Source organism: Microbacterium sp. J1-1 (assembly GCF_024498615.1).
Classification (GTDB): domain Bacteria; phylum Actinomycetota; class Actinomycetes; order Actinomycetales; family Microbacteriaceae; genus Microbacterium; species Microbacterium aurugineum.
Window position 1 is genome coordinate 3507035 of the sequence record NZ_CP089590.1, and the last position, 20071, is coordinate 3527105.

A 20071-nucleotide genomic window follows, 5' to 3' on the forward strand; every position below is an offset into this window, starting at 1 on the left:
CTCAGAACCGCGGGGCCGTCTGGCACCAGGAGGCATCGAAGCCGGTGAGGGCGACCATCTCCTTGCCGCTCTCCATGTCGATGAGGTGCGTCTCGACCTGCGCGGGCAACGGCAGCAGCATTCCGTCGTAGGGGTTGTTCGCGAGGTCGGGAGCGATCGCCACGGCCGCATACTGACCACTCGGGGAGGCGCACGCCTGCAGGATCGAATCGGTCGCCCCGATCTCGACCAGCGGGGTGGCTTTGCCGTCGTCGTCCACGCGGATGACGGCCTGTCCGATCGGGAGCCCCGCATCGTCACGGGCGACGACGTGCCGGAGCGTGCCACCGGGGAACGGGGTGATGGAGGTCGCCGTGCCGTAGTCGGGGTCGGATGCTGCGAGCGGCTGCTCCGATCCGTCCGCGAGGTTCAGTTCGACGACGGCCCCGTCGAGGCGCTCCACGATGGCGGTGTAGGTGCCGCGGGAGATGCCCTGGATCATGGCTGCGAGACCGAGGGACTGCACGCCCGCGTCGCTCGAGCGGTCCACGAGGGACAGCGCACCGTCGAAGTCGATGAACAGCACGGCGGCGCTGTCGGGGACGAACTGCCACACGAAGACACTCGCCTCCGCGCCGGCGACCTCGATCACCTGCGGCTCGTCCTTGCCGCTCAGCGACTGGGTGACGAGCACGCTCGCCCGCCCTTCGTCGTCGCTGAGCTCGCGGTCGGAGTAGCTGTAGCCGACCAGGCCACCTCGTTCCGAGACCTGGACGGCGCCGACGTAGCCGTCACCGGGCAGGTCGAGTTCGCGCTGGTTCTTCCCGTCGCGGTCCATCACGAGCAGGTGGGAGCCGTCCTCTTCCTCCACCGCGACGACGAGCTGCGTCGAGGTGGCCCGGAAGTCGTTGATCTTCTCGTGCTCGTACACCGCAACCCCGTCGCCCTTGAGGTCGGTGAGGAAGATCTTGTCCTTACCGTCGACGTCTCGGCGCAGCAGGAAGATGGTGGACGGCGGCGTGGTGAACGACGTGGTCAGGGTCGTCGACGGACCGCCACCCGCACCGGCCACGTCGGCCACCCGGATCGTGTACTCCGTCGAGTCGTCGAGCGGCACCGTGAAGCGGACGCCGACGCCGCGCCCCGAGGCATCGACCGTGAACGGCGTCGCCGGCTCGACGGTGACCTGCTCGGGATCGATGTCGGCGAGCGCCTGGTTCGCGGTGAGGATGACCCTGCTCCCGGAGGACTCGATCGCATGTTCCGCGTCCACCTGCACGTCGCTGATCCGCGGGCCCTGCAGGAGACTGACGATGCCGAGCCCGGTGCCGGCGAGCACGAGGACGCCCAGCACCGCTCCGAGTGTGAGGAGGAACCTCCGCGGGTTCCGCGGCGCGCTCGGGGCCGCGGGCTCGGACGCGGCCGTCAGCGGGGGCTCGGCGGGAGGGGATGTCGCCGGCTCGTCGTCGATCTGCGGGGCGGCCCCCACGAACACGGGCTCAGGTGCGACCGGGACGGCCGGCAGGGCGGTCGCTTCGGCATCCTCTCGCGCTGCAGCCTCGAACGCGGCCATCTTCCGTGCGGCCGCCTCCTGCTCCGCGACCTCCCGTTCACCGGCCCGGCGCACCGCCGCCTCCCGAAGAGCGGCGTCCCGAAGAGCGGCCTCACGGACAGCGGCGTCGTCCGCTGCGGCTTCCGGCTCGTCGGCGGGGTGCGCGGCGTGATCCGGCGGGGTGACCGCACGCTCGATCCGCTCGGCCTCCGCCGCCTCTGCGGCTTCACGGGCGGCGCGCAGCTCGGCGCGGGTCCGCGGAACGGCGGGCGTCTCGGGGCGCTCGTCGTCAGTACTCATATGGATCACCGGGCTCGTCGATCGCGACGACGTCGGTCGGTTCGATGTGGAGCTTGCCGTTGCTGTCCGCGCGCACGGTGCCGGTGACCTCGACCCACTGTCCGGTCGGATAGTCGTCCGGATCGACGGTGACCGGCAGTGCGGCCGTCTGCGCATCGATCACGCAGTGCGTGATGACCAGCCGGGTCAGGTTCACACCGTCGCTCGATCCCGGGGTCACGAAGCCGGTGAGGGCCACGGGCGCACCGTCGTAGGCCGAGGTGTTCGTCGAGGTCGCGAAGACGCTCGCCCAGTCTCCGACGCCGAAGGTCGAGGTATCGGCGACGCCGAGCGCGACGGTGTCGGAGCCGGCGAACAGCGCGCTCTGCTCCCCCGCGCGCGACATCGCGAGCTCGACCGAGAGCGAGGCCGGGGGCAGCACCAGGGCCGCGATGACGACGCCCGAGGCGATCACCCCTCCTGTGACCGCGCCGACACCCGCGAGGGAACGGCGGCGCGGGGTCGCGGACGAGCCGGACTCCGCGTCGTCGGAGACGTCCGTGCCGTGTCCGTGACCGTGGTCATGACCGTGATCGCCCTCTTCGCCGAGGGGCAGGGTGCACGACCAGATCGCGCCGGCCAGGGTCACGACCGCGGCCGCACACGCAAACCACACGGTCTCGGGACTGATGTAGAGCGTGAGGCGCCCCGTGACGCCGAGCCCGAGGGTCACGACCGCGATCACCGCGGCGAGGCCGACCCCGAGCCAGCGGGTGGCGAGGGCACGCGTACGTGTGGCGGTCTGCTCAGACAAGGACGTTCACCCCGATCCCGATCGCGAACGCCGAGGCCAGGACGATTCCGACGATCCCGACGAGCGTGCGCCCGGTGAAGGTGGTGCGCATGAGCGCGAGCATCTTGATGTCGACGAGCGGTCCGACCAGGAGGAACGCGACGATCGCGCCGGACGAGAACGTCGAGGCGAACGACAGCGCGAAGAACGCGTCGACGTTCGAGCAGATGGCGACCGTCATCGCGAGCGCCATCATGGCCACGATCGACAGCACCGGGTTCGAGCCGATCGCAAGCAGCCACTCCCGGGGGATCAGCACTTGCACGGCACCGGCGAGTGCGGAACCGATGACCAGCGCGGGCATCACGGCGCGAAGCTCGATGAGGAACTGGGTCAGGCTGCGGCGCACCGGCGTCCCGGGCTCGTGCGTCACCCGGTCGCAGGTGTCGACGAAGCGCTGCGTGAGCATGCCGTCGGGGTCGGGGTGGCGGCTGTAGATCCAGCCGATCAGGTTCGCGATCAGGTATCCGCCGACGAGGCGCGCGACGAGGATCCCGCCGTCCCAACCGAACGCAGCGTGCGTGGTGAGGATCACGATCGGGTTCACGATCGGCGCCGCGATCAGGAAGGTCATCGCCTCGGCCGGGGCGAGACCGCGCATCATGAGCCCTCGGGCGAAGGGCACATTGCCGCACTCGCACACCGGGATGAGCATCCCCAGCAGCGACAGCACGGCCCGCCGCGCCCACGCGCGCTTCGGCAGCCAGCGGTGGATGACATCGGCAGGCAACCAGACCTGCACCACGATCGACAGCAGCACGCCGAGGATCACGAACGGGAGCGCCTCGATCAGCACGCTCAGGGCGAGGGTGAGGCCGTCCTGCGCACGGGTGGGCAGCGACGCCGGGAACAGCGTCGGCAGGAACGCATCGACCAGGAACAGTGCCGCGATGATGACGGCACCGAGGCCGACGCCGATCCATGCCGAGCGCGCAGTGGGCGCCGGGCGATGGGAGTGACCGTGACGGGTCGCCGTCGCTGCCGAGGGGCTCACGCGTTCGCAGTCCGTTCGGCGTCGCGCTTGTTCGCGCACGGGGTGCACAGTCCGAAGATGTCCACCACGTGAGCGGCATCCGTGAAGCCGTGCAGGGCTGCGGTGCGATGCGCCCACTGCTCGACGTCCTTGGCCTCGATCTCCACGGTCAGGCCGCACGATCGGCAGATCAGGTGGTGGTGGTGTCCCTGGGTCGTGCAGGCGCGATACAGCGCCTCACCCTCGGGGCTCTGCAGGGAGTCGGCGTCACCGGAGGCGGCGAGTCCCGCGAGAGCGCGGTACACGGTCGCCAGGCCGATGCCGGTGTTGTCGTCGCGCAGGGAGGCATGCAGGCTCTGTGCACTCACGAATCCGCGAGCGTCGGCGAGTGCTTCGCGCACGCGTTCGCGCTGCCAGGTGTTCCGCTGAGCCATACGTCGAGTCTAGGCCGACGCGGTTGGCGAGGGCTGGGAGCGGCCAGGACCCTTTCGAATCGCGTGAATGGTCGCATCTCGGGCTGACTCCCGACAATTTGCGCGATTCGAAAGCACGGTCTCAGACCCGAACCCGCCGGACCCTGGCCCGCGCCCGCTGCACGATCCAGCACACGACGTAGATCGTGAACGACAGCGTCGTGATGTACGGGCTCACGGGCAGCGTGCCGGCGAGGGCCAGCAGGATGCCGCCGACCGCCGAGACGAACCCGAAGAGCGCCGCGAGCAACGGCACGGCGATCGGACCGGCGGTCACACGCATGGCCGCCGCCGCCGGGGTCACCAGCAGTGCCATCACGAGCAGCGCCCCGATGATGTGCACGCTCACCGCGACGATCAGGCCGAGCAGCACCATGAACAACAGGCTCACCGCGCGGGTCGGCACACCACGGGCGGCAGCGGATTCCGGGTCGAGGGAATCGAAGCGCAGAGGGTTCCACATCACCAGGAGTCCGATCAGCACGACCAGGCTGATCCCGATGAGCCACCCGAGGTCCGGCGTGGAGACCGACACGATCTGCCCCGTGAGCAGGCTGAAGCGGTTGGCGCTGCGACCGTCGTAGAGCGAGAGGAAGAGGATGCCGAGCCCCAGTCCGAACGGCATCAGCACACCGACGATCGAGTTTCGGTCCCTGGCCTTGGCCCCCAGGATGCCGATGAGGATCGCGGCGGCGAGCGCGCCCGCGAGGGATCCGGCCACGACGCTGCCACCGAAGAGCAGAGCCGCCGCGGCGCCCGCGAACGACAGCTCGCTCACGCCGTGCACCGCGAAAGCCAGGTCGCGCTGCATCACGAACACGCCGATCAGACCGCCGACGACGCCGAGGACGGCGCCCGCGATGATCGAGTTCGCGAGCAGGGCCACGAGCTCGCCATAGTCCTGGAAGGAGAAGACGTCGCTCCAGTCGACCAGCGGCACCATGACCGATGCGACGTTCATGCGACTCCTCCGTGCTCGTGATCGCCGTGGTCGTGGTGCGGTTCGGCATCCGGAACGCCGACGACGACCAACCGGTCACCCGCACGGAGCACGAACACCGGGGTGCCGTAGAGGTCGGTGAGCACGCGGGTCTGCAGCACCTCGTCCGGAGTCCCGAGCAGGAACCGCCCACCGGCGATGTAGAGGATGCGGTCGACCCGGCCGAGGATCGGATTGATGTCATGCGTGACGAACAGCACCGCCGCCTCGCGCTCGCGCCTCTGACGGTCGATGATGTCGGTCACGGCGACCTGGTTGGCGAGGTCGAGGTTCGACAGCGGCTCATCACACAGCAGCAGGGCGGGCTCGTCGGCGAGGGCCTGTCCGACCCGAAGCCGCTGCTGCTCTCCGCCCGACAGCAGCCCGACCCGTCGTTCGGCGAACTCCGACGCGCCGACCGCCTCAAGTAGACGGTCGACCTTCGCGCGGTCGCCGCGGTGCGGGATCGGGAAGCCGAAGCGGCTCCCCTGCACTCCGAGGGCGACGAGATCGCGCGCGCGCATGCTCGTGTCCGGGGCCAGCGAGCGCTGCTGCGGGATGTAGCCGATTCGGGGGTTGCCGCGGTGCACGGGCTCCCCCGCGACCTTGATCACGCCGGACGACAGTGGCTGAAGCCCCAGGATGCTGCGCAGAAGAGTGGTCTTGCCCGATCCGGAGGGTCCGAGCACGGCGATGAACTCTCCCGGCTCGACGGTGAGGTCGAGTCCCGACCAGAGCTCTCGATCGCCACGATGCAGTGAGGCGTCGGAGATCTCGAGGACTGGATTGTCGCGTGGTGCGGCGCCGCTCACGACTCGACGGCGGCGGCGAGGCTCTGGATCGCGTCACTCATCCACTCAGAGTACGACGATCCGTCTTCAAGCAGTTCCGTGAAGGCGACGACGGGAATGCCGGCCGCCTCAGCTGCGGCCTCGACACGCTCGGTCTCCGCACCACCGGTCTGAGCGTTGGTCAGCAGAGCGCCCACCGTGCCGCTGCCGATCACGTCGAGCGCTTCGAGCAGGACGGCGGGCGCGACATCGGTGCCCTCTTCCACGGACTCCGCGAATCCTTCCGGGGTGACGTCGGTCAAGCCCGCAGCCGCGGCGAGGTACCCGGGCAGCGGCTCGGTGATGAACACCTCGACGCCCGCCGCGTCCGCCTTGATGCCCTCGAGGTCGGCCTCGAAGCCCTCCAGGTCGGCGATGAGGTCGTCGGCGTTGGCCGTGAAGTCCTTCGCCCCGTCGGGGTCGAGCTCGGCCAGCTCCTCGCTGATCGCCTCGACGACGTGGATCATGGTGTGCGGGTCGAACCAGACGTGCTCGTTGAAGCCCTCGATGTGGTCGTGCCCCTCATGACCCTCTTCACCGTCGGCATGATCGTGGTCGTGGCCCTCTTCCTCGGGCGCATCGGTGGCGGACTCGTCGGCGTGGTCGTGGTCCGCATCGTCGTCGTGGCCCTCATTGCCGGGGAAGTCGTGCGAGTACTCGACGGCCGTGATGACGTGCGGGTCCTTCGCATCCTGCAGCAGCGTGTCGATGAAGGCGTCGTATCCCCCGCCGTTCTCGATCACCAGGTCGGCCTTCTGCACCGCGAGCCGGTCGCGGGCACTCGCCTCGTAGGAGTGCGGGTCCTGCGAGGCGGAGGTGATGATCGACTGCACATCGACGCGGTCACCGCCGATCTGCGCGGCGATGTCGCCGTAGACGTTGGTGCTCGCGACGACCGTGATGGCGCCGTCGTCGCCTTCCCCCGCGGCGGGGGTGGAGCATCCGGCCAGCGTGAGGGCGGCAACGGACGCGAGGGCGAGGGCGACGGCGGGCTTCTTCATGCTCCCACTCTAAACGCTAATGAGAACCATTATCAAACTGAGAGTCGAGCCTCTTCGTTTTCCTGCCGTCCACGCCCCCCATGCGCGTCGAGACCCCGGCTGACGCGCGGCGACAGACGGGGGTCTCGACGACAGACGGGGGTCTCGACGAAAGACGGGGTTGGCTAGCCGAGCAGGCGCGCCGGAGCGATCCAGGCCGTGGCCTCACCCGGAAGCGCAGCGCCGTCGAGGGGAGCACTCGCGAGGACCACGTCGGCGGCGTCCGCGCCGAGGTCGAACGGGGCCGTGCCGAAGTTCGACACCACCTGCCATCCGTTCGGCCGGGCGAAGCGCAGCACGTCGTCGCGCCCGGTCTCGATCCACTCCAGGGCCTCGCCGGTCTGCAGCAGATGCCGCAGGCGCAGGGCCTCCCGGTACAGCGAGAGTGTCGACGACGGATCCGCCGCTTCCACGTCGACCGCGTACTCCGCGAACCACTCCGGCTGCGGAAGGTGCGAGCCCGCGGCACCGAAGCCGTGCGAGGAACCCTCCGCCGTCCACGGCAGCGGCACGCGGCATCCATCACGGCCCAGTCCGTCGAACTCGGCGCCGCGGAAGAACCCGGGGTCCTGACGCTGCTCGGGCGTGATCTGCGCGACCTCGTGGAGTCCGAGCTCCTCCCCCTGGTAGAGGTACGTGCTGCCGGGGAGGCCGAGCAGCAGAAGGGTCGCGGCGTGCGCCCGGCGGAGTCCACCCTCACGGTCCAGCGCCTCAGCCGGCCCGCCGGCCTTCACCCACTCGGTGCCCTGCTTGACCGGGCGGCCGTTCAGCGCGGGAAGTCCGTAGCGGGTGGCGTGACGCGTGACGTCGTGGTTCGACAGCACCCAGGTGGTCGACGATCCGGTGGCCCCCGCCTGCTGCAGGTTGTCGGCGATGATGCTCCGGAACTGCGCGGCGTCGAAGTCGGCGACCAGCAGGTCAAAGTTGAACGCCTGCCCGAGCCCCTCGGCCGAGGCGTACTTCGCACGACGTTCCGGGGTCTCGACCCAGGCCTCGGCGACGGCGGTGCGGGGCGGGTCGTACTCGTTGAAGACCGCGCGCCACTCGGCGTAGATCTCGTGCACGTCGTCGCGGTCGACCATCGGATGCGTGCCCGAAGTGCGATCCATCGCGTCGAGCTCGGCGCGTGAGGGCAGCGGCTCACTGAGGTCCTTCGTGAGCATGTGGGCGACATCGATGCGGAACCCGTCGACGCCGCGGTCCGACCAGAAGCGCAGCGTCTTCAAGAAGTCGGCGCGCACCTCGGGGTGATCCCAGTTCAGGTCGGGCTGTTCGACGGCGAAGTTGTGCAGGTACCACTGCCCATCCGCCACGCGCTCCCACGCGCTGCCACCGAACACCGAGTCCCAGTCGGTCGGTGGCTCGGATCCGTCGGGTCCGCTGCCTTCACGGAAGATGTAGCGCTCGCGCGCGGCCGACCCCCGACCGGCGGCGAGCGCCTCCTGGAACCACTCGTGCTGGTCGGAGGAGTGGTTCGGGACGATGTCGACGATCACGCGGATGTCGCGGGAGTGCAGCGCCTCGACCATGTCGTCGAAGTCGGCGAGTGTGCCGAGCCTCGGATCGACGTCGCGGTAGTCGGCGACGTCGTACCCGCCGTCGGCGAGCGCCGAGGGGTAGAACGGGCTGAGCCAGACCGCATCGATGCCGAGGTCGCGGAGATAGTCGGCCCGGGAGACGATGCCCGGGATGTCGCCGATGCCGTCGCCGTTCGCGTCCGCGAAGCTGCGCGGATAGATCTGGTAGACGGCGGCCTGACGCCACCAGGCGGCATCTTCGGCGGTGCAGGTCTCGGCGAGAAGCGCGTCGGTCATGAGAGGAGGACTCCTTCTGTGTTTCCGGTGGTTCGTGTCGATCGACGGGGCGGTCAGCCCTTGACGGCGCCCTGCGTGACGCCCTCCATCACCCATCTCTGGGTGAACAGGTAGGCCACGATCGCGGGTGCCATCGCCATCAGGTACGAGGCGAAGGCGACGTTGTAGTTGTTGCTGAACTGGTTCTGGAACAGGTTCTGCCGCACGGGCAGCGTCTGCAGCGCCGGGTCGGCGATGATGAGCGACGGCATCATGAAGTCGTTCCAGGCGTAGAGGAAGGCGAAGATGCCGACGGTGGCGCTCATCGGGGCGAGCAGCGGGAAGATGAGCTTCCAGAAGGTCTGCCAGGTCGTGGCGCCGTCGATGCGGGCGCTCTCCTCGAGCTCGATCGGGATCGACCGCAGGAACGCGGTGAACAGCAGCACACTGAAGCTCAGCTGGAACATGGTCGCGAGGATGATCACCCCGAACGGGTTGTCGAGTCCGACGCGTCCGGTGAGCTGGATCTGCGGCAGCGCCACGACGGGGAACGGGATGAACATCGCCGCGAGCAGGTAGAAGAACGAGTAGCGGAACAACCGGCGGTCCCAGTTGCGCACGATCGCGTAGGACGCGAACGCGGCCAGCACGATCGTCGCGGTCACCGTACCGGCGGTGACCAGCAGCGAGATGCCCGCGCCGACGGGGAACTTCGTCAGCGTCCATGCCTCGACGAATCCGTCGAAGCTGAACGGGGCCGGGAGCGAGAAGGCGTTGCCGTCGACCGCCTGCCCGGTGGTCTTGAGCGCCATCGAGATGGTCACGTACAGGGGCAGGAGGACGGTGACCGCGCACAGGATCAAGATGACCGTGCCCGACCAGTTCACGCGCTCCATGCGCACGCGCGGCTTCTTGCCCGAGGTAGGGATCGTGGTGAGTGTCTGCGTCGACATCAGAGTGCGTTCCTTCCGCGCGTCAGCGACAGCTGGAGGAGGGAGATGAGCACGGCGACGATGAAGAAGATGGTCGCGTTGGCCATCTGGTAGGCGTAGTCGCCGCCGTTGAAGCCCGCGATGATCGTCATCGCGACGCTGCGGGTGGACGTGCCCGGACCTCCGTTGGTGAGGCCGACGATGATGTCGTAGGCGTTCAGGAAGCCCTTGAACCCGAGGATCACGTTGATCACGACGTAGCCCGCGACGAGCGGGAGCGTGATGCGGGTGAGCTGCTGCGCCTTGCTGGCCCCGTCGATGCTCGCCGCCTCGTACACCTCGCCGGGGACGGACAGGAGCCCGGCGATGTAGATCAGCAGTGTGCCGGGCACGGCCTGCCAGGCGGTGACGATCACGATGGCGATCCAGGCGAGGTCCGGATTGGCGAGCAGGCTCGTCTCGAGCCACGGGATGCCGGCCGCCGCTCCCGCCGCCGGGATCGAGTTCGAGAACAGGAAGTTGAAGACGTAGGCGATGATGATGCCCGAGATCACCATCGGGATGACGAAGATCGTCCGCAAGCCCGTCTTGAACCGGATGCGCGAGGTGAGCCCGACCGCCAGCAGGAACGCGACCACGTTCACGACGACGACCGTGGCGATCGAGAACCCGAACGTGAACAGGTAGCTCTGCAGGATCGACGGATCACTGAACAGGGCGATGTAGTTCGTCAGCCCGTTGAAGCTCCACTCCCCGATGCCGATCGAGTCCGTGAAGCTGAAGAAGATGCCGATGACGCCCGGCAGCGTGATCGCGAGCGTGAAGAGCACCAGCGTGGGAAGCAGGAACAGGTAGTAGATCGGCTCGACGCGACGCGTGTGCCGCCGGAGCTTCCGGTCGCCGCCCGTCACGATGACGGTCGTGCTGTCCGACGCCGAGGGGGTCGTCGCGGTGCTCATGATGCGCCCTCCTCACCGGCGGCGTTGTCCTGGGTCGAGGGGATCGGCGCACGGAAGGCGATACGGGCCCAGTCCGCGTCCATCGTGTGCAGGATGGAAGTCGGCGAGGCCCCGAGCACCATCGCCTGCGCGTAGTTGAAGATCGGGAGGGTCTTGGGAACGAGCACCGACGGGCCCTGATAGATCTGCCCCTCGTCGTAGTACTCGATCATCCCCTCGACGCGGGGGTCCTCCGGAGCCGGTGCCCCCTTCGTCGGGGTGAAGCCCAGCTGCGAGGCGTTGTACTCCTCGATGTTCCGGGGCTCGTAGAGGAACTCGAGGAAGTCCCGGGCGGCCTCCTTGTGACGGGAGCCCTCCGGGATCATCGCGGCGAGGTCCATGTTCACACGCACGCCGAGGTCGTCCGGATCGTCGGTCATCGGCAGCGGGAAAGTGCCCAGTTGCAGATCGGGCGCGGTCTTCGCGATCTCGCTGAACGCCCACGGCCCCTGCAGGTACATCGCGGCCTCCCCCTTGGCGAAGGCCAGGTTGCCGTCGCCGTAGCCGCGGCTCGGCGCATCCGCATTCGTGTAGTCGTTCGCAAGCTGCATCATCTTGTCCATCGGCTCGGCGAAGTCCTTCGAGAACGAGACCTCGGAGTCGGGCCCCACCTCCGCACCCTCGTCCGCGAGGGCGTCGAAGAACTCGATCACGTCGACCGAGCCACCCGCGGTGTAGTCGTACCAGCCCTGCCCCACGGTCCAGTCGTCCTTGAACGTGCCGTAGAACGGGTCGATGCCGGCGGCCTTCAGCTGGTCGCACACGGCGAGCAGCTCGTCCCAGGTCTGCGGAACCTCGAGACCCTGCGCCTGGAAGATCTCCTTGTTGTAGATGACCGATGCGGCCATCACCGAGTACGGCAGCGCACTCGTCCGCCCCTCGCAGGAGCCGTACTGATCCATGAGCGGCTGCAGGTCGTCGCGGATGTCCGCGGCCGCGGCGGTCTCGGACAGATCGGTGAGCGCGCAGCGCTGCACGAACCGGGCGATCTCATAGTTGTAGTTGGCGAGCATGATGTCGGGCGGATTGCCCCGCACGAAGCTGGCCGAGACGACATCGACGCCCGAGGTGTCGATCTCGACCTTCACGTCGCTCTGCGAGGCGTTGTAGTCGGCGACCAGGGCGGTCATGAATTCGATCGCCTCGCGCTTGCTGAAGGTGAAGCGGATGGTCTCCGCTCCCGAGCCCGGGGCGCATCCGGCGAGCGCCGTGCCGACCAGGGCGACCCCCAGGGCTGCGGCCACCGCTCGGGCCGCTCGTGTTCGTCTCTCAGACACCGTCGTCCTTCCGATATGTAAATCCAAAGACTAAATCTAGTGAGCGAATTTACTCTGTCGAACGGTACTCTCTCATTGGAAGACAGGGAGGTCAAGTGTCGTGACAGAAGTCTCCGCAGATCTGGGCACCGGACGCGCGAGCGTGGGGGCGGTCCTCGACTTCGCCTGGACGGCCGGCGAGTTCACCGCGACCGAGGCGATGGCCGGCACCTCGCTGACCCGTTCGACGGCCATCGACGCGATCGACACCCTGGTCGGGGCTGCAGTGCTGCGCGAGCTGCCGAACGCCCGTGCGGTCGGCGCCTATCGCTCCGGCAGGCCCTCGCGACGCTTCGTCTTGGCCCCCGACCTCGGGGTGGTGATCGGCGTGGATGCGGGAGACACCCACCTCGCCGTCACCGTGGCCGACCCGCTCGACCGCACGCTCGTGCACCACCGTGTGGAGTTCGCGCCGTCGCAGACGGCGGACGAGCGGCGCGCGACGATCCTCGAACGCCTCGGCGATGCGCTCATCGAGGCCGAGGTGACGCGCGACCAGGTGCTCGCGCTGTGCGTCGGCGTCGCGGCGCCCGTGAACCGCGACGGCATCTCCCCTCCGCACCCCGACGGCTTCTGGGAACGCACGAACCCCGGACTGGCCGAGGCCCTGGGCGACTGGGCGCCGGTCGTCGAGATCAAGAACGACGCGCAGCTCGCCGCCATCGCCGAGGGGGCGGAGGGAGCGGCGATCGGATGCCGCGACTACGTCGCTCTGCTCGCGAGCGAGAGATTCGGCGGCGGCGTGGTGGTCGACGGCCACGTGCTGCACGGCGCGCACGGCGGCGTCGGCGAGGGCGTCGTGTTCGACCACATCGTGGGCGTCGGATCGGCGTTCGGGCTCCGCTACGCGGTCGCGGATCAGGTGCGGGCGGCGGTGGAGGAGGGCGAGATCGCGGCGGACAGCGCGGTCGGACGCCTCGTCGAAGCCGACCGCATCGATCCCCGCCTCGTGCTCACCCTCGCTGCGTCGGGTGACCCCGATGCCGAGCTGGTCACCTCTCGCGTCGGGGCCACCGTCGCCCGTATCGTCGGCGTGCTCGGCAGCATGTACGACCCGGCGCGCGTCATCGTGTGCGGAGCGGTCGCCGAGAGCATCGAGCCCGTGCTGACCGCCGCCCGGCGCATCCTCCCCGAGGAGCTGCACCTGCCGGCACCCGAGATCCTCGCCTCGACGCTCGGTGCCGAGGTCGTCTCACGCGGGGCCGTCGCGACCGCTCGCCGCGCGGCCAGGGAGTATGCCGTGCCCCGGCTCGCCGAGGAACGCCTCCGCGCGAGCGCATAGCGCCGACGGTCTCAGGCGCGAGGTCAGTCGCGACCCTCGTCGTCCCCCAGCGGCTCCTCCGGCTTCCGGCGCGCACGGAGTCGGTCCTCCCGGCGGTTCTCGCCGACGGTGAGGGAGGCGTCTCCCGAGGCCGTGTGAGCGGGATTGCCCGGTCCTCGAGGCTGGATGCGACCGGGCTCGAGCGTCCGGGTGACGTCTTCGGCCGAGACGACGACGGGGATCTGGCCGGTGGCGGTCTCGTACCACTCCGTCAGGGCGGGATCGTCCGTGTCGATCCCCGCTCCGGCGCCTTCGTCGGCGGCGACCTCGGTCGCCCCGAACACGAAGTCGTCGCCGTGCTCCGCGATCCCGAGACGCACGCCCTGCGCGATCGCCGCACGCGCATACCGGTGACGCAGCATGTACGGGTCGGTTCGCAGCTCCTTCGCCCACGCGATCATGATGCCGATCACGATGATCGCGAACGGCAGCGCCGACACCACCATGATCGATTGGAGGCCGGACAGCGCCGTCTGACCACCCGCGAGGAGAAGAGCGAGCGCTGCGGCGCCGAGGAGGAGCCCCCACGTGATCGTCACCCAGGTCGACGGCTCCGGTTTGCCGCGCTGGCTCATCGAGCCCATGACGATCGCCGCGGAGTCCGCAGAGGTCACGAAGAACAGGATGATCGAGATCATCGCGAGCACGGAGAGCACCACGCCGAACGGCAGCTCGCCGAGCACCGCGAAGAGGATGGCTTCCGGCGAGCCCGCCTCCGCGAGCCCGCGCCCCTCGGACTCGAACAGCATCGTGGTCCCGCCCATGATCCCGAACCAGACGACACAGACGATCGACGGCACGACGATCACGACGGTGACGAACTCCCGAAGCGTCCGACCGCGGGAGATCTTCGCGATGAACATTCCCACGAAGGGCGTCCAGGAGATCCACCAGGCCCAGTAGTAGTTCGTCCAACTCGACATGAACGCGGCGGCGTCCTCGCTCTGGGCGGGGTTGCGTGTGAGCATGATCCACAGCTCCCCGAAGAACGCGGAGACGCTGGCGGGGATCATGTTCAACAGGAACAGGGTGGGACCGGCGATGAAGATGAACAGACCGATCACGGCGGCGATCACCATGTTGATGTTCGACAGCGCCCGGATGCCGCGCTTGATGCCGGAGACGGCGGAGACCACGAACGCGGCCGTGAGGACGGTGATGATGACGATGAGGCCCGCGTTACCGAGCGGCCCGATGCCCGTGACGACCTCCACACCACTGGCGATCTGAAGGGCTCCCATGCCGAGCGTGACGCCGGTACCGAAGAGAGTCACGATGATCGCGAAGACGTCGATCACGGCGCCGATCCAGCCATCGGTGCGCTCGCCGAAGATCGGACGGAAGATCGCCGAGATCAGCGGTGCGCGGCCCCGTCGATACGCCGCGTAGGCGATCGCCCCACCGACGAGCGCATAGAACGCCCACGCCATCGGACCCCAGTGGAGGATCGACTGCGCCAGGGCGTCGAGCATCGCATCGCGGCTCCCGTCGGCGGCCGTGAAGCCCGGCGGAGGATCCATGAAGTAGGTCAGCGGCTCGGCCGGCCCCCAGAACAGAAGGCCGATCCCCATGCCCGCGGAGAACAGCATCGCGATCCACGACACGGTCGAGAACTCCGGCGACTCGTCGTCCGCGCCCAGCCGGACGCCGCCGGTGCGGCCATAGCCGACCACGAACATGAAGGCGATCGTCACCACAGCCAGCAGGGAGAACAGCCACCCGAAGTTATCCGTCACCCATCCGAGCGATGCGGCACCCGCCGCGCTGATGCTCTCCGGGGCGAGGAAGCCCCAGATCACGACCGCCAGCACGAGCACACAGGCGACGCCGAACACGATCCAATTCGTGTTGAACACACGGGGTGTGTCCTCCACACCGATCCCGGGGATCAGCGCGGGGTGGGTCACTTCTTTCAGAATCTTCTTCGGCGAAGGTTTCCCTGGCGTCGGGGTCGTGCTCTCGGCGTCTCGTTCTCGGTCGATCATCGTGATCTCCTTACACGGCCGGTTCTTCGGGTCGAACTGGTCTTTCCCGCGAGGGCTGAGGTACTGGACCTCACGATAGGCGAGGTTTCCGCGCGGAACCGCGCAGGAACACACGACTCCGCGCCAACCCGAGATCTCCGCAGTGCGGTGTCGGACTGAACGCAGCAGGCTTCCCCGCAACAGCCCCGCTGATCACTTGCTGTGGACGCGACCGATCGAATCGACGCTGTCGGCGAATGCGGCGCGGGCCGCGGCCCAATCGCTCTCCGAAACGTGGAGGGCGCTCCGGAGGTACGCGGTACTCATCCGTTGGACGACGGCGACCCGCTCCGGGTTCTCGTCGGTGGTCTCGGCGACTTCGTATCCGACGATCCCGCCGAGGGAATGCTCGGCGCCGAAGAGCGTGAGGAGGTCGGTGGCGCCGGGGCTGTGGGTGTACGCATCGGTGAACCAGTCGGGTCCGCGGCTGGACATCTTGGACTGGTCGCGGTCGCCGGCGACGACGAACGTCGGCACCGTCAACTCCCGGAAGGAGGGTCGCATGAAGGGGAAGTTCGCCTGCGCGAACGGGTGGAGGTCGTCGCCGCCGATGCCGGTGGCGGCGAAGAGGACGCCCGCGGTGACGCGACTGTCGGACATGTCCTCTCCGACCCGGCCCGCCTCATCGACGATGCGTGCTCCGAGAAGCGACTGCGCGGTCTGTCCGCCCCACGAGTGACCGGTGGCGGCGACGCGGCTCCGGTCCACGCGACCGGCAAGACCCGGCACGGCGTCCTCGATGGCGTCGAGCTGGTCGAGGATGCGGGTGAGATCCGAGATCCGCTCGGTCCAGATCGTCGGGAACACGGGGTGGTCGAACCCGAAACCGTTCCGACGGGAGTCCAGATGCGTGGGCTGGATCACGACGAAGCCGCGCGACGCCCAGAACGAGGTGAGCGGCGCGTACCCGTCGAGGTTCCACCCGTTGCCATGCGAGAACACCACGACGGGCAGATTCGCACCGGTGGCGGGGGCAGACACTCGCACCTCGAGCGGGACCGGCCGATCCGGAGCGAGCAACGGGATGGGAGCGACGGAGACGACCGGGGCTCCGGTACCGATGATGTCGTCCGCGGCGTGAACGAACGGTGAAGCCATGAGGTCGACCTTTCTGGAGCTGCGCTCTGCGATATGATTATCGGAGCATCGTTCCGCAACGATACGGAACGATGATCCGAAATACAAATTTCTGCAGATCACGCCCGTGGGGAGAGACGTGTCCGACAGACCGAGCAACCGATCCCGCGATGCGCACTCCTCGCCAGTGGGTCGCCCGCGCCGAGATCAGCAGGCGCTCCTCGACGCGGCGGCAGCGGTGTTCGTCGCGTCCGGGGTCGACGCCCCGGTGCGGGAGATCGCCGCGAACGCAGGCGTTGGCGTCGGAACGATCTACCGCCATTTCCCGTCCCGCGCCGACCTCGTGGTCGCGGTCTACCGACACCAAGTCGAGGCCTGCGCCGACGCCGGCCCCCGGCTCCTCGCCGAGAGCGAGACGCCGGAGGCAGCCCTTCAGGCCTGGGTGGCCATGTTCGTCGACTTCCTCACCACCAAGCACGGACTCGCCGACGCGCTGCAAGGGGACACCACCCGGTCCGGCGACGCTCTGCACACCTACTTCGTCGGCCGCCTCGTCCCCGTGTGCGCATCACTCCTCGATGCAGCACGACAGCCTGCCGACGCGTACCCGCCGATCGACGCCTACAGCGTGCTCAAAGGGATCGGGAACCTCTGCATCGGCGCCGCGAGCGACACCGACTACGACGCGGCCACGCCGGTACGACTGCTCCTCTCCGGCCTGCTCACCCGAGACGGCTGATACAGGCGAGACGACGCAGGGCTCAGCCGGCAAGGTCGTCGATCCAGCTCGAACGCATCCGCAGGGCTCGCTCCGTGCTGCCGAGAGCAGCGGCGAGCCCGATGAGCAGATTGACCTGGAGGGGAAGTCGGACGGGCGACGTGAAGGTGCCGATCGAGTCGGCGATCAGTGGGATCTGCGAGAGCGCTTCGATGATCTGAGGGACCTCGACGCTGAGGCCGACAACGACGAATGCGATGGAGACGAAGCCGATGATGCGACTCACTCCCGGATGACGTCGGTGCAAGCGAGCGCGACGCCCTTCGGCGGACCGAGGATCGGGTGACAGCTGCTGTTCGACACCGTCTGCCCGCACATAGTGACAGCGTTTGAGGCCGAACCCGGTGATCGCCACCTCGATGTGGCCGCCTGGCACCGCGAAGCGTGTGGGCATCTTCGCGTAGGACTGAAGGGCGCCGTCGACGTAGAGACGGGCGCGGATCTCGCCGTCGGTCATGTCCCCGGCGTGACGGACGTCAACCGTGTATGTCGACGTCGTGCCAGCGGCTGAGCGCAGCGTGATCGATCGGAGAGATCGGCCGAACATCTGCCACCAGCGATAGCGGCGCAGCGGTTCACCGGAGCCGGCACGGACTCGACGGTTGCGCCAGTTCTTTCCCGCCTTCATCTCGACCTCACTCTCGATCCTAGTACAGCGTGATAGACACCGACGGGCTAAACTAGCACACTGTTATAGTCAGATGGCTCGGGAGACGGAAAATGGCCGAAGCATCGAAGGAACCGGGAACACGAGCGAAGATCCTCATCGCCGCGGCAACCATGCTGGGCGAGAACCCCACCGCACGTCTGAGTGTGAGAGCAGTCGCCGCGCGAGCTCAGGTGAGTACGGGATCGCTGCGCCACTTCTTCCCGACACAGCGAGAACTCATCGAGACGGTGGTGGCCGCGATGTACGACCTGGAGATTCCCGATGATCCGATCAATGATCGTTCTTTGACGGCGGAGGAACGACTCATCGCGTGCTTGCAGCTCGTCCTCCGTCAGGTCGGGGTGGGCGAGAGCGTCCGGAAGCAGTGGGGGGCGCTGTACGAGGCGTATGTGGCCACCGCCCCCGCCGAGGACGAGGCAGCCACCTACCTCGCCCTGGACCGCATGGGGCGACATCGCATCGCGCAATGGCTGACCGCCTTGATCGACGAAGGCGTGATCCCTGCCGGTCGGGTCGAGGAGCGAGCGCGATTCCTCTCGACGGTGCTTGCGGGGCTCATGACCGAGCGTGCGCTGCCCTCCGACGCAGTGGCCGTCGACGCTGAGACGACGAGTCTGCGGCTCGCAGTCCACGCGGTCATGAGCGAGCGGGCCGCAGTATGAGCGCGCTGCTCACGAGTGGGCAAGGCGCCGCACCATGATCACCAGTTCCGACTCCCACACAACGAAACAGTCGACCTGGTGGGATTGCATTCAGAGCGCGCCACGGAGCACGCACCCCGGCTTCAGCGCTGTCTGACACATCAGTCGACCAGCAGCGCGGGCTCCTCGAGCACGGAGGCGACGTCGGCGATGAAGCGGCTCATGCCGTCGCCGTCGATCACGCGGTGGTCGAACGATCCGGCGACCGTCGTCACCCATCGAGGACGCACCTCGCCGTCGACGACCCACGGCTTCTGACTGATGGTGCCCATCGCCACGATGCCGGCCTCGCCGGGGTTGATGATCGGGGTGCCGGCATCCATCCCGAACACACCGATGTTCGTGATGGTGATGGTGCCGCCCTGCTGATCGGCCGGCGGGGTCTTGCCCTCGCGCGCGGTCAGCGTCAGACGGTTCAGCGCTCGCGCGAGGTCCTTCATCCCGAGGTCCTGCGCGTCCTTGATGTTCGGCACCAGCAGGCCGCGCGGGGTGGCGGCGGCGATCCCGAGGTTCACGTAGTGGCGCACGGCGATCTCCGCGCCGGCCTCCGTCTCGATCCACGCCGCGTTGACCATGGGCGTGCGGCGGGCCGCCCAGATCACGGCGCGGGCCATGATCAGCAGCGGCGAGACCCGGATGTCGGCGTAGTCGGGCGAAGCCTTGAGGCGCTTGACGAGTTCCATCGTGCGGCTCGCGTCGATCTCCTTCCACACCGTCACGTGCGGGGCCGAGTACGCACTCTGCACCATCGCCGAGGAGGTGGCCTTGCGCACACCCTTGACCGGGATCGACTCGGTGCGGTCGTCTCCCGCGGCCGACGGCTGGGTCGGGGCCAGACCACGCGCGAGTCCTGCCGGTGCGGCCTGCGGAGCGGGCACGGTCTCCTCGCGCACGGTCCCCCACTCCGGGGTCTCGATGTTGCGGAAGACACTCACCTGCGACGCGTGCTTCATCACGTCATCCCGGGTGACCTCGCCGTCGGAGCCGGTCGCGGCGACCGTGGTGAGGTCGACGCCGAGGTCGCGGGCGAGCTTTCGGATCGGCGGCTTCGCGATGACACCGACCGAGGAACGCACCGGGCGCTCGGCCGGGCGCTTGCGACGGGAGGTCGCGCCGCCGCCTGTGCCGTAGCCGACCAGCACCGAGCCGCCTCCCTCTTCCGCGGCCGGAGCAGCGGGTGCAGCCGGAGCAGGTGCCGGGGCATCGGTCACGAAGGTGATGATGGGCGTGCCGACCTCGACCGTCGCGCCCTCCTCGACGAGCAGCTCGCCCACCACGCCCGCGTGCGGAGACGGCAGCTCGACGAGGGACTTCGCCGTCTCGATCTCGCAGATCACGTCGTTGATCGCGACCGTGTCGCCGGGGGCGACCTTCCAGGCCACGACCTCGGCTTCGGTCAGCCCTTCCCCGACGTCCGGGAGGTTGAAGTTCTGCGTGCTCATGACGAGTCCTTTCGGCTGGTGTCTCGTTCGCAACTCAGGAAGATCGTTGGCGTCTGGGCGA

18 protein-coding genes are annotated in these 20071 nt (G+C 68.4%); 3 read left to right on the plus strand and 15 right to left on the minus strand.

Annotated features, from left to right (window positions below):
- Window position 1: 1 nt before the first annotated feature.
- From LRQ07_RS17055 to LRQ07_RS17105, 11 genes are all read right to left on the minus strand, one after another.
- Window positions 2–1831, minus strand: coding sequence for a hypothetical protein (locus LRQ07_RS17055; RefSeq protein WP_256535309.1), 1830 nt, complete (start codon window positions 1829–1831; stop codon window positions 2–4).
- Entirely contained in the window at window positions 1821–2624 is an 804-nt protein-coding gene (locus tag LRQ07_RS17060; protein ID WP_256535310.1) for a TIGR03943 family putative permease subunit, read from the minus strand. The genes LRQ07_RS17055 and LRQ07_RS17060 overlap by 11 nt, the downstream gene beginning before the upstream one ends.
- Window positions 2617–3657, minus strand: a complete 1041-nt coding sequence (locus LRQ07_RS17065) for a permease (RefSeq protein WP_131493527.1) — start codon at window positions 3655–3657, stop codon at window positions 2617–2619. The genes LRQ07_RS17060 and LRQ07_RS17065 overlap by 8 nt, the downstream gene beginning before the upstream one ends.
- Window positions 3654–4070 carry a Fur family transcriptional regulator gene (locus LRQ07_RS17070; protein WP_047524209.1) on the minus strand — a complete coding sequence of 139 codons (417 nt, stop codon included), beginning with the start codon at window positions 4068–4070 and terminating at the stop codon, window positions 3654–3656. Before LRQ07_RS17070 ends, LRQ07_RS17065 begins: the two co-directional genes overlap by 4 nt.
- 121 nt (window positions 4071–4191) lie before the next feature.
- Window positions 4192–5052 carry a metal ABC transporter permease gene (locus LRQ07_RS17075; RefSeq protein ID WP_047524250.1) on the minus strand — a complete coding sequence of 287 codons (861 nt, stop codon included), beginning with the start codon at window positions 5050–5052 and terminating at the stop codon, window positions 4192–4194.
- 14 nt (window positions 5053–5066) lie between these two features.
- Complete coding sequence (locus LRQ07_RS17080; protein ID WP_256535311.1) at window positions 5067–5900, minus strand: metal ABC transporter ATP-binding protein; 834 nt, start codon at window positions 5898–5900, stop codon at window positions 5067–5069.
- A complete protein-coding gene (locus LRQ07_RS17085; protein WP_256535312.1) occupies window positions 5897–6919 on the minus strand; it encodes a metal ABC transporter solute-binding protein, Zn/Mn family in 1023 nt (340 codons plus the stop codon). Before LRQ07_RS17085 ends, LRQ07_RS17080 begins: the two co-directional genes overlap by 4 nt.
- A 164-nt stretch (window positions 6920–7083) precedes the next feature.
- Entirely contained in the window at window positions 7084–8772 is a 1689-nt protein-coding gene (locus tag LRQ07_RS17090; protein ID WP_256535313.1) for a glycoside hydrolase family 13 protein, read from the minus strand.
- 53 nt (window positions 8773–8825) lie between these two features.
- On the minus strand, window positions 8826–9704 hold the full coding sequence (locus LRQ07_RS17095; RefSeq protein ID WP_131493533.1) for a carbohydrate ABC transporter permease: 879 nt from the start codon (window positions 9702–9704) through the stop codon (window positions 8826–8828).
- Window positions 9704–10642, minus strand: coding sequence for a carbohydrate ABC transporter permease (locus LRQ07_RS17100; RefSeq protein ID WP_256535314.1), 939 nt, complete (start codon window positions 10640–10642; stop codon window positions 9704–9706). Before LRQ07_RS17100 ends, LRQ07_RS17095 begins: the two co-directional genes overlap by 1 nt.
- Entirely contained in the window at window positions 10639–11958 is a 1320-nt protein-coding gene (locus LRQ07_RS17105; RefSeq protein ID WP_256535315.1) for an ABC transporter substrate-binding protein, read from the minus strand. The genes LRQ07_RS17100 and LRQ07_RS17105 overlap by 4 nt, the downstream gene beginning before the upstream one ends.
- A 100-nt stretch (window positions 11959–12058) precedes the next feature.
- Between LRQ07_RS17105 and LRQ07_RS17110 the strand changes: the two genes are divergently transcribed.
- Window positions 12059–13279, plus strand: a complete 1221-nt coding sequence (locus tag LRQ07_RS17110; protein ID WP_256535316.1) for an ROK family protein — start codon at window positions 12059–12061, stop codon at window positions 13277–13279.
- A 23-nt stretch (window positions 13280–13302) separates the two neighbouring features.
- Here LRQ07_RS17110 and LRQ07_RS17115 read toward each other — a convergent pair whose 3' ends face one another.
- Together LRQ07_RS17115 and LRQ07_RS17120 are read right to left on the minus strand one after the other, a co-directional pair.
- Window positions 13303–15303, minus strand: coding sequence for a BCCT family transporter (locus tag LRQ07_RS17115; protein ID WP_256535317.1), 2001 nt, complete (start codon window positions 15301–15303; stop codon window positions 13303–13305).
- Between the two features lie 192 nt (window positions 15304–15495).
- Window positions 15496–16440 carry an alpha/beta hydrolase family protein gene (locus tag LRQ07_RS17120; protein WP_232763890.1) on the minus strand — a complete coding sequence of 315 codons (945 nt, stop codon included), beginning with the start codon at window positions 16438–16440 and terminating at the stop codon, window positions 15496–15498.
- Window positions 16441–16606: 166 nt separating this feature from the next.
- On the opposite strand from LRQ07_RS17120, the gene LRQ07_RS17125 reads away from it, so the two are divergent.
- Window positions 16607–17158 (plus strand): TetR/AcrR family transcriptional regulator, encoded by a 552-nt coding sequence (locus LRQ07_RS17125; RefSeq protein ID WP_256535318.1) that lies wholly within the window; start codon window positions 16607–16609, stop codon window positions 17156–17158.
- Between the two features lie 22 nt (window positions 17159–17180).
- Here the strand turns inward: LRQ07_RS17125 and LRQ07_RS17130 are convergent, their stop codons facing one another.
- Window positions 17181–17825 (minus strand): hypothetical protein, encoded by a 645-nt coding sequence (locus LRQ07_RS17130; RefSeq protein WP_232763888.1) that lies wholly within the window; start codon window positions 17823–17825, stop codon window positions 17181–17183.
- A gap of 92 nt (window positions 17826–17917) precedes the next feature.
- Between LRQ07_RS17130 and LRQ07_RS17135 the strand changes: the two genes are divergently transcribed.
- On the plus strand, window positions 17918–18529 hold the full coding sequence (locus LRQ07_RS17135) for a helix-turn-helix domain-containing protein (RefSeq protein WP_256535319.1): 612 nt from the start codon (window positions 17918–17920) through the stop codon (window positions 18527–18529).
- A gap of 140 nt (window positions 18530–18669) precedes the next feature.
- Here the strand turns inward: LRQ07_RS17135 and LRQ07_RS17140 are convergent, their stop codons facing one another.
- On the minus strand, window positions 18670–20010 hold the full coding sequence (locus LRQ07_RS17140) for a dihydrolipoamide acetyltransferase family protein (protein ID WP_256535320.1): 1341 nt from the start codon (window positions 20008–20010) through the stop codon (window positions 18670–18672).
- Between the last annotated feature and the right edge of the window lie 61 nt (window positions 20011–20071).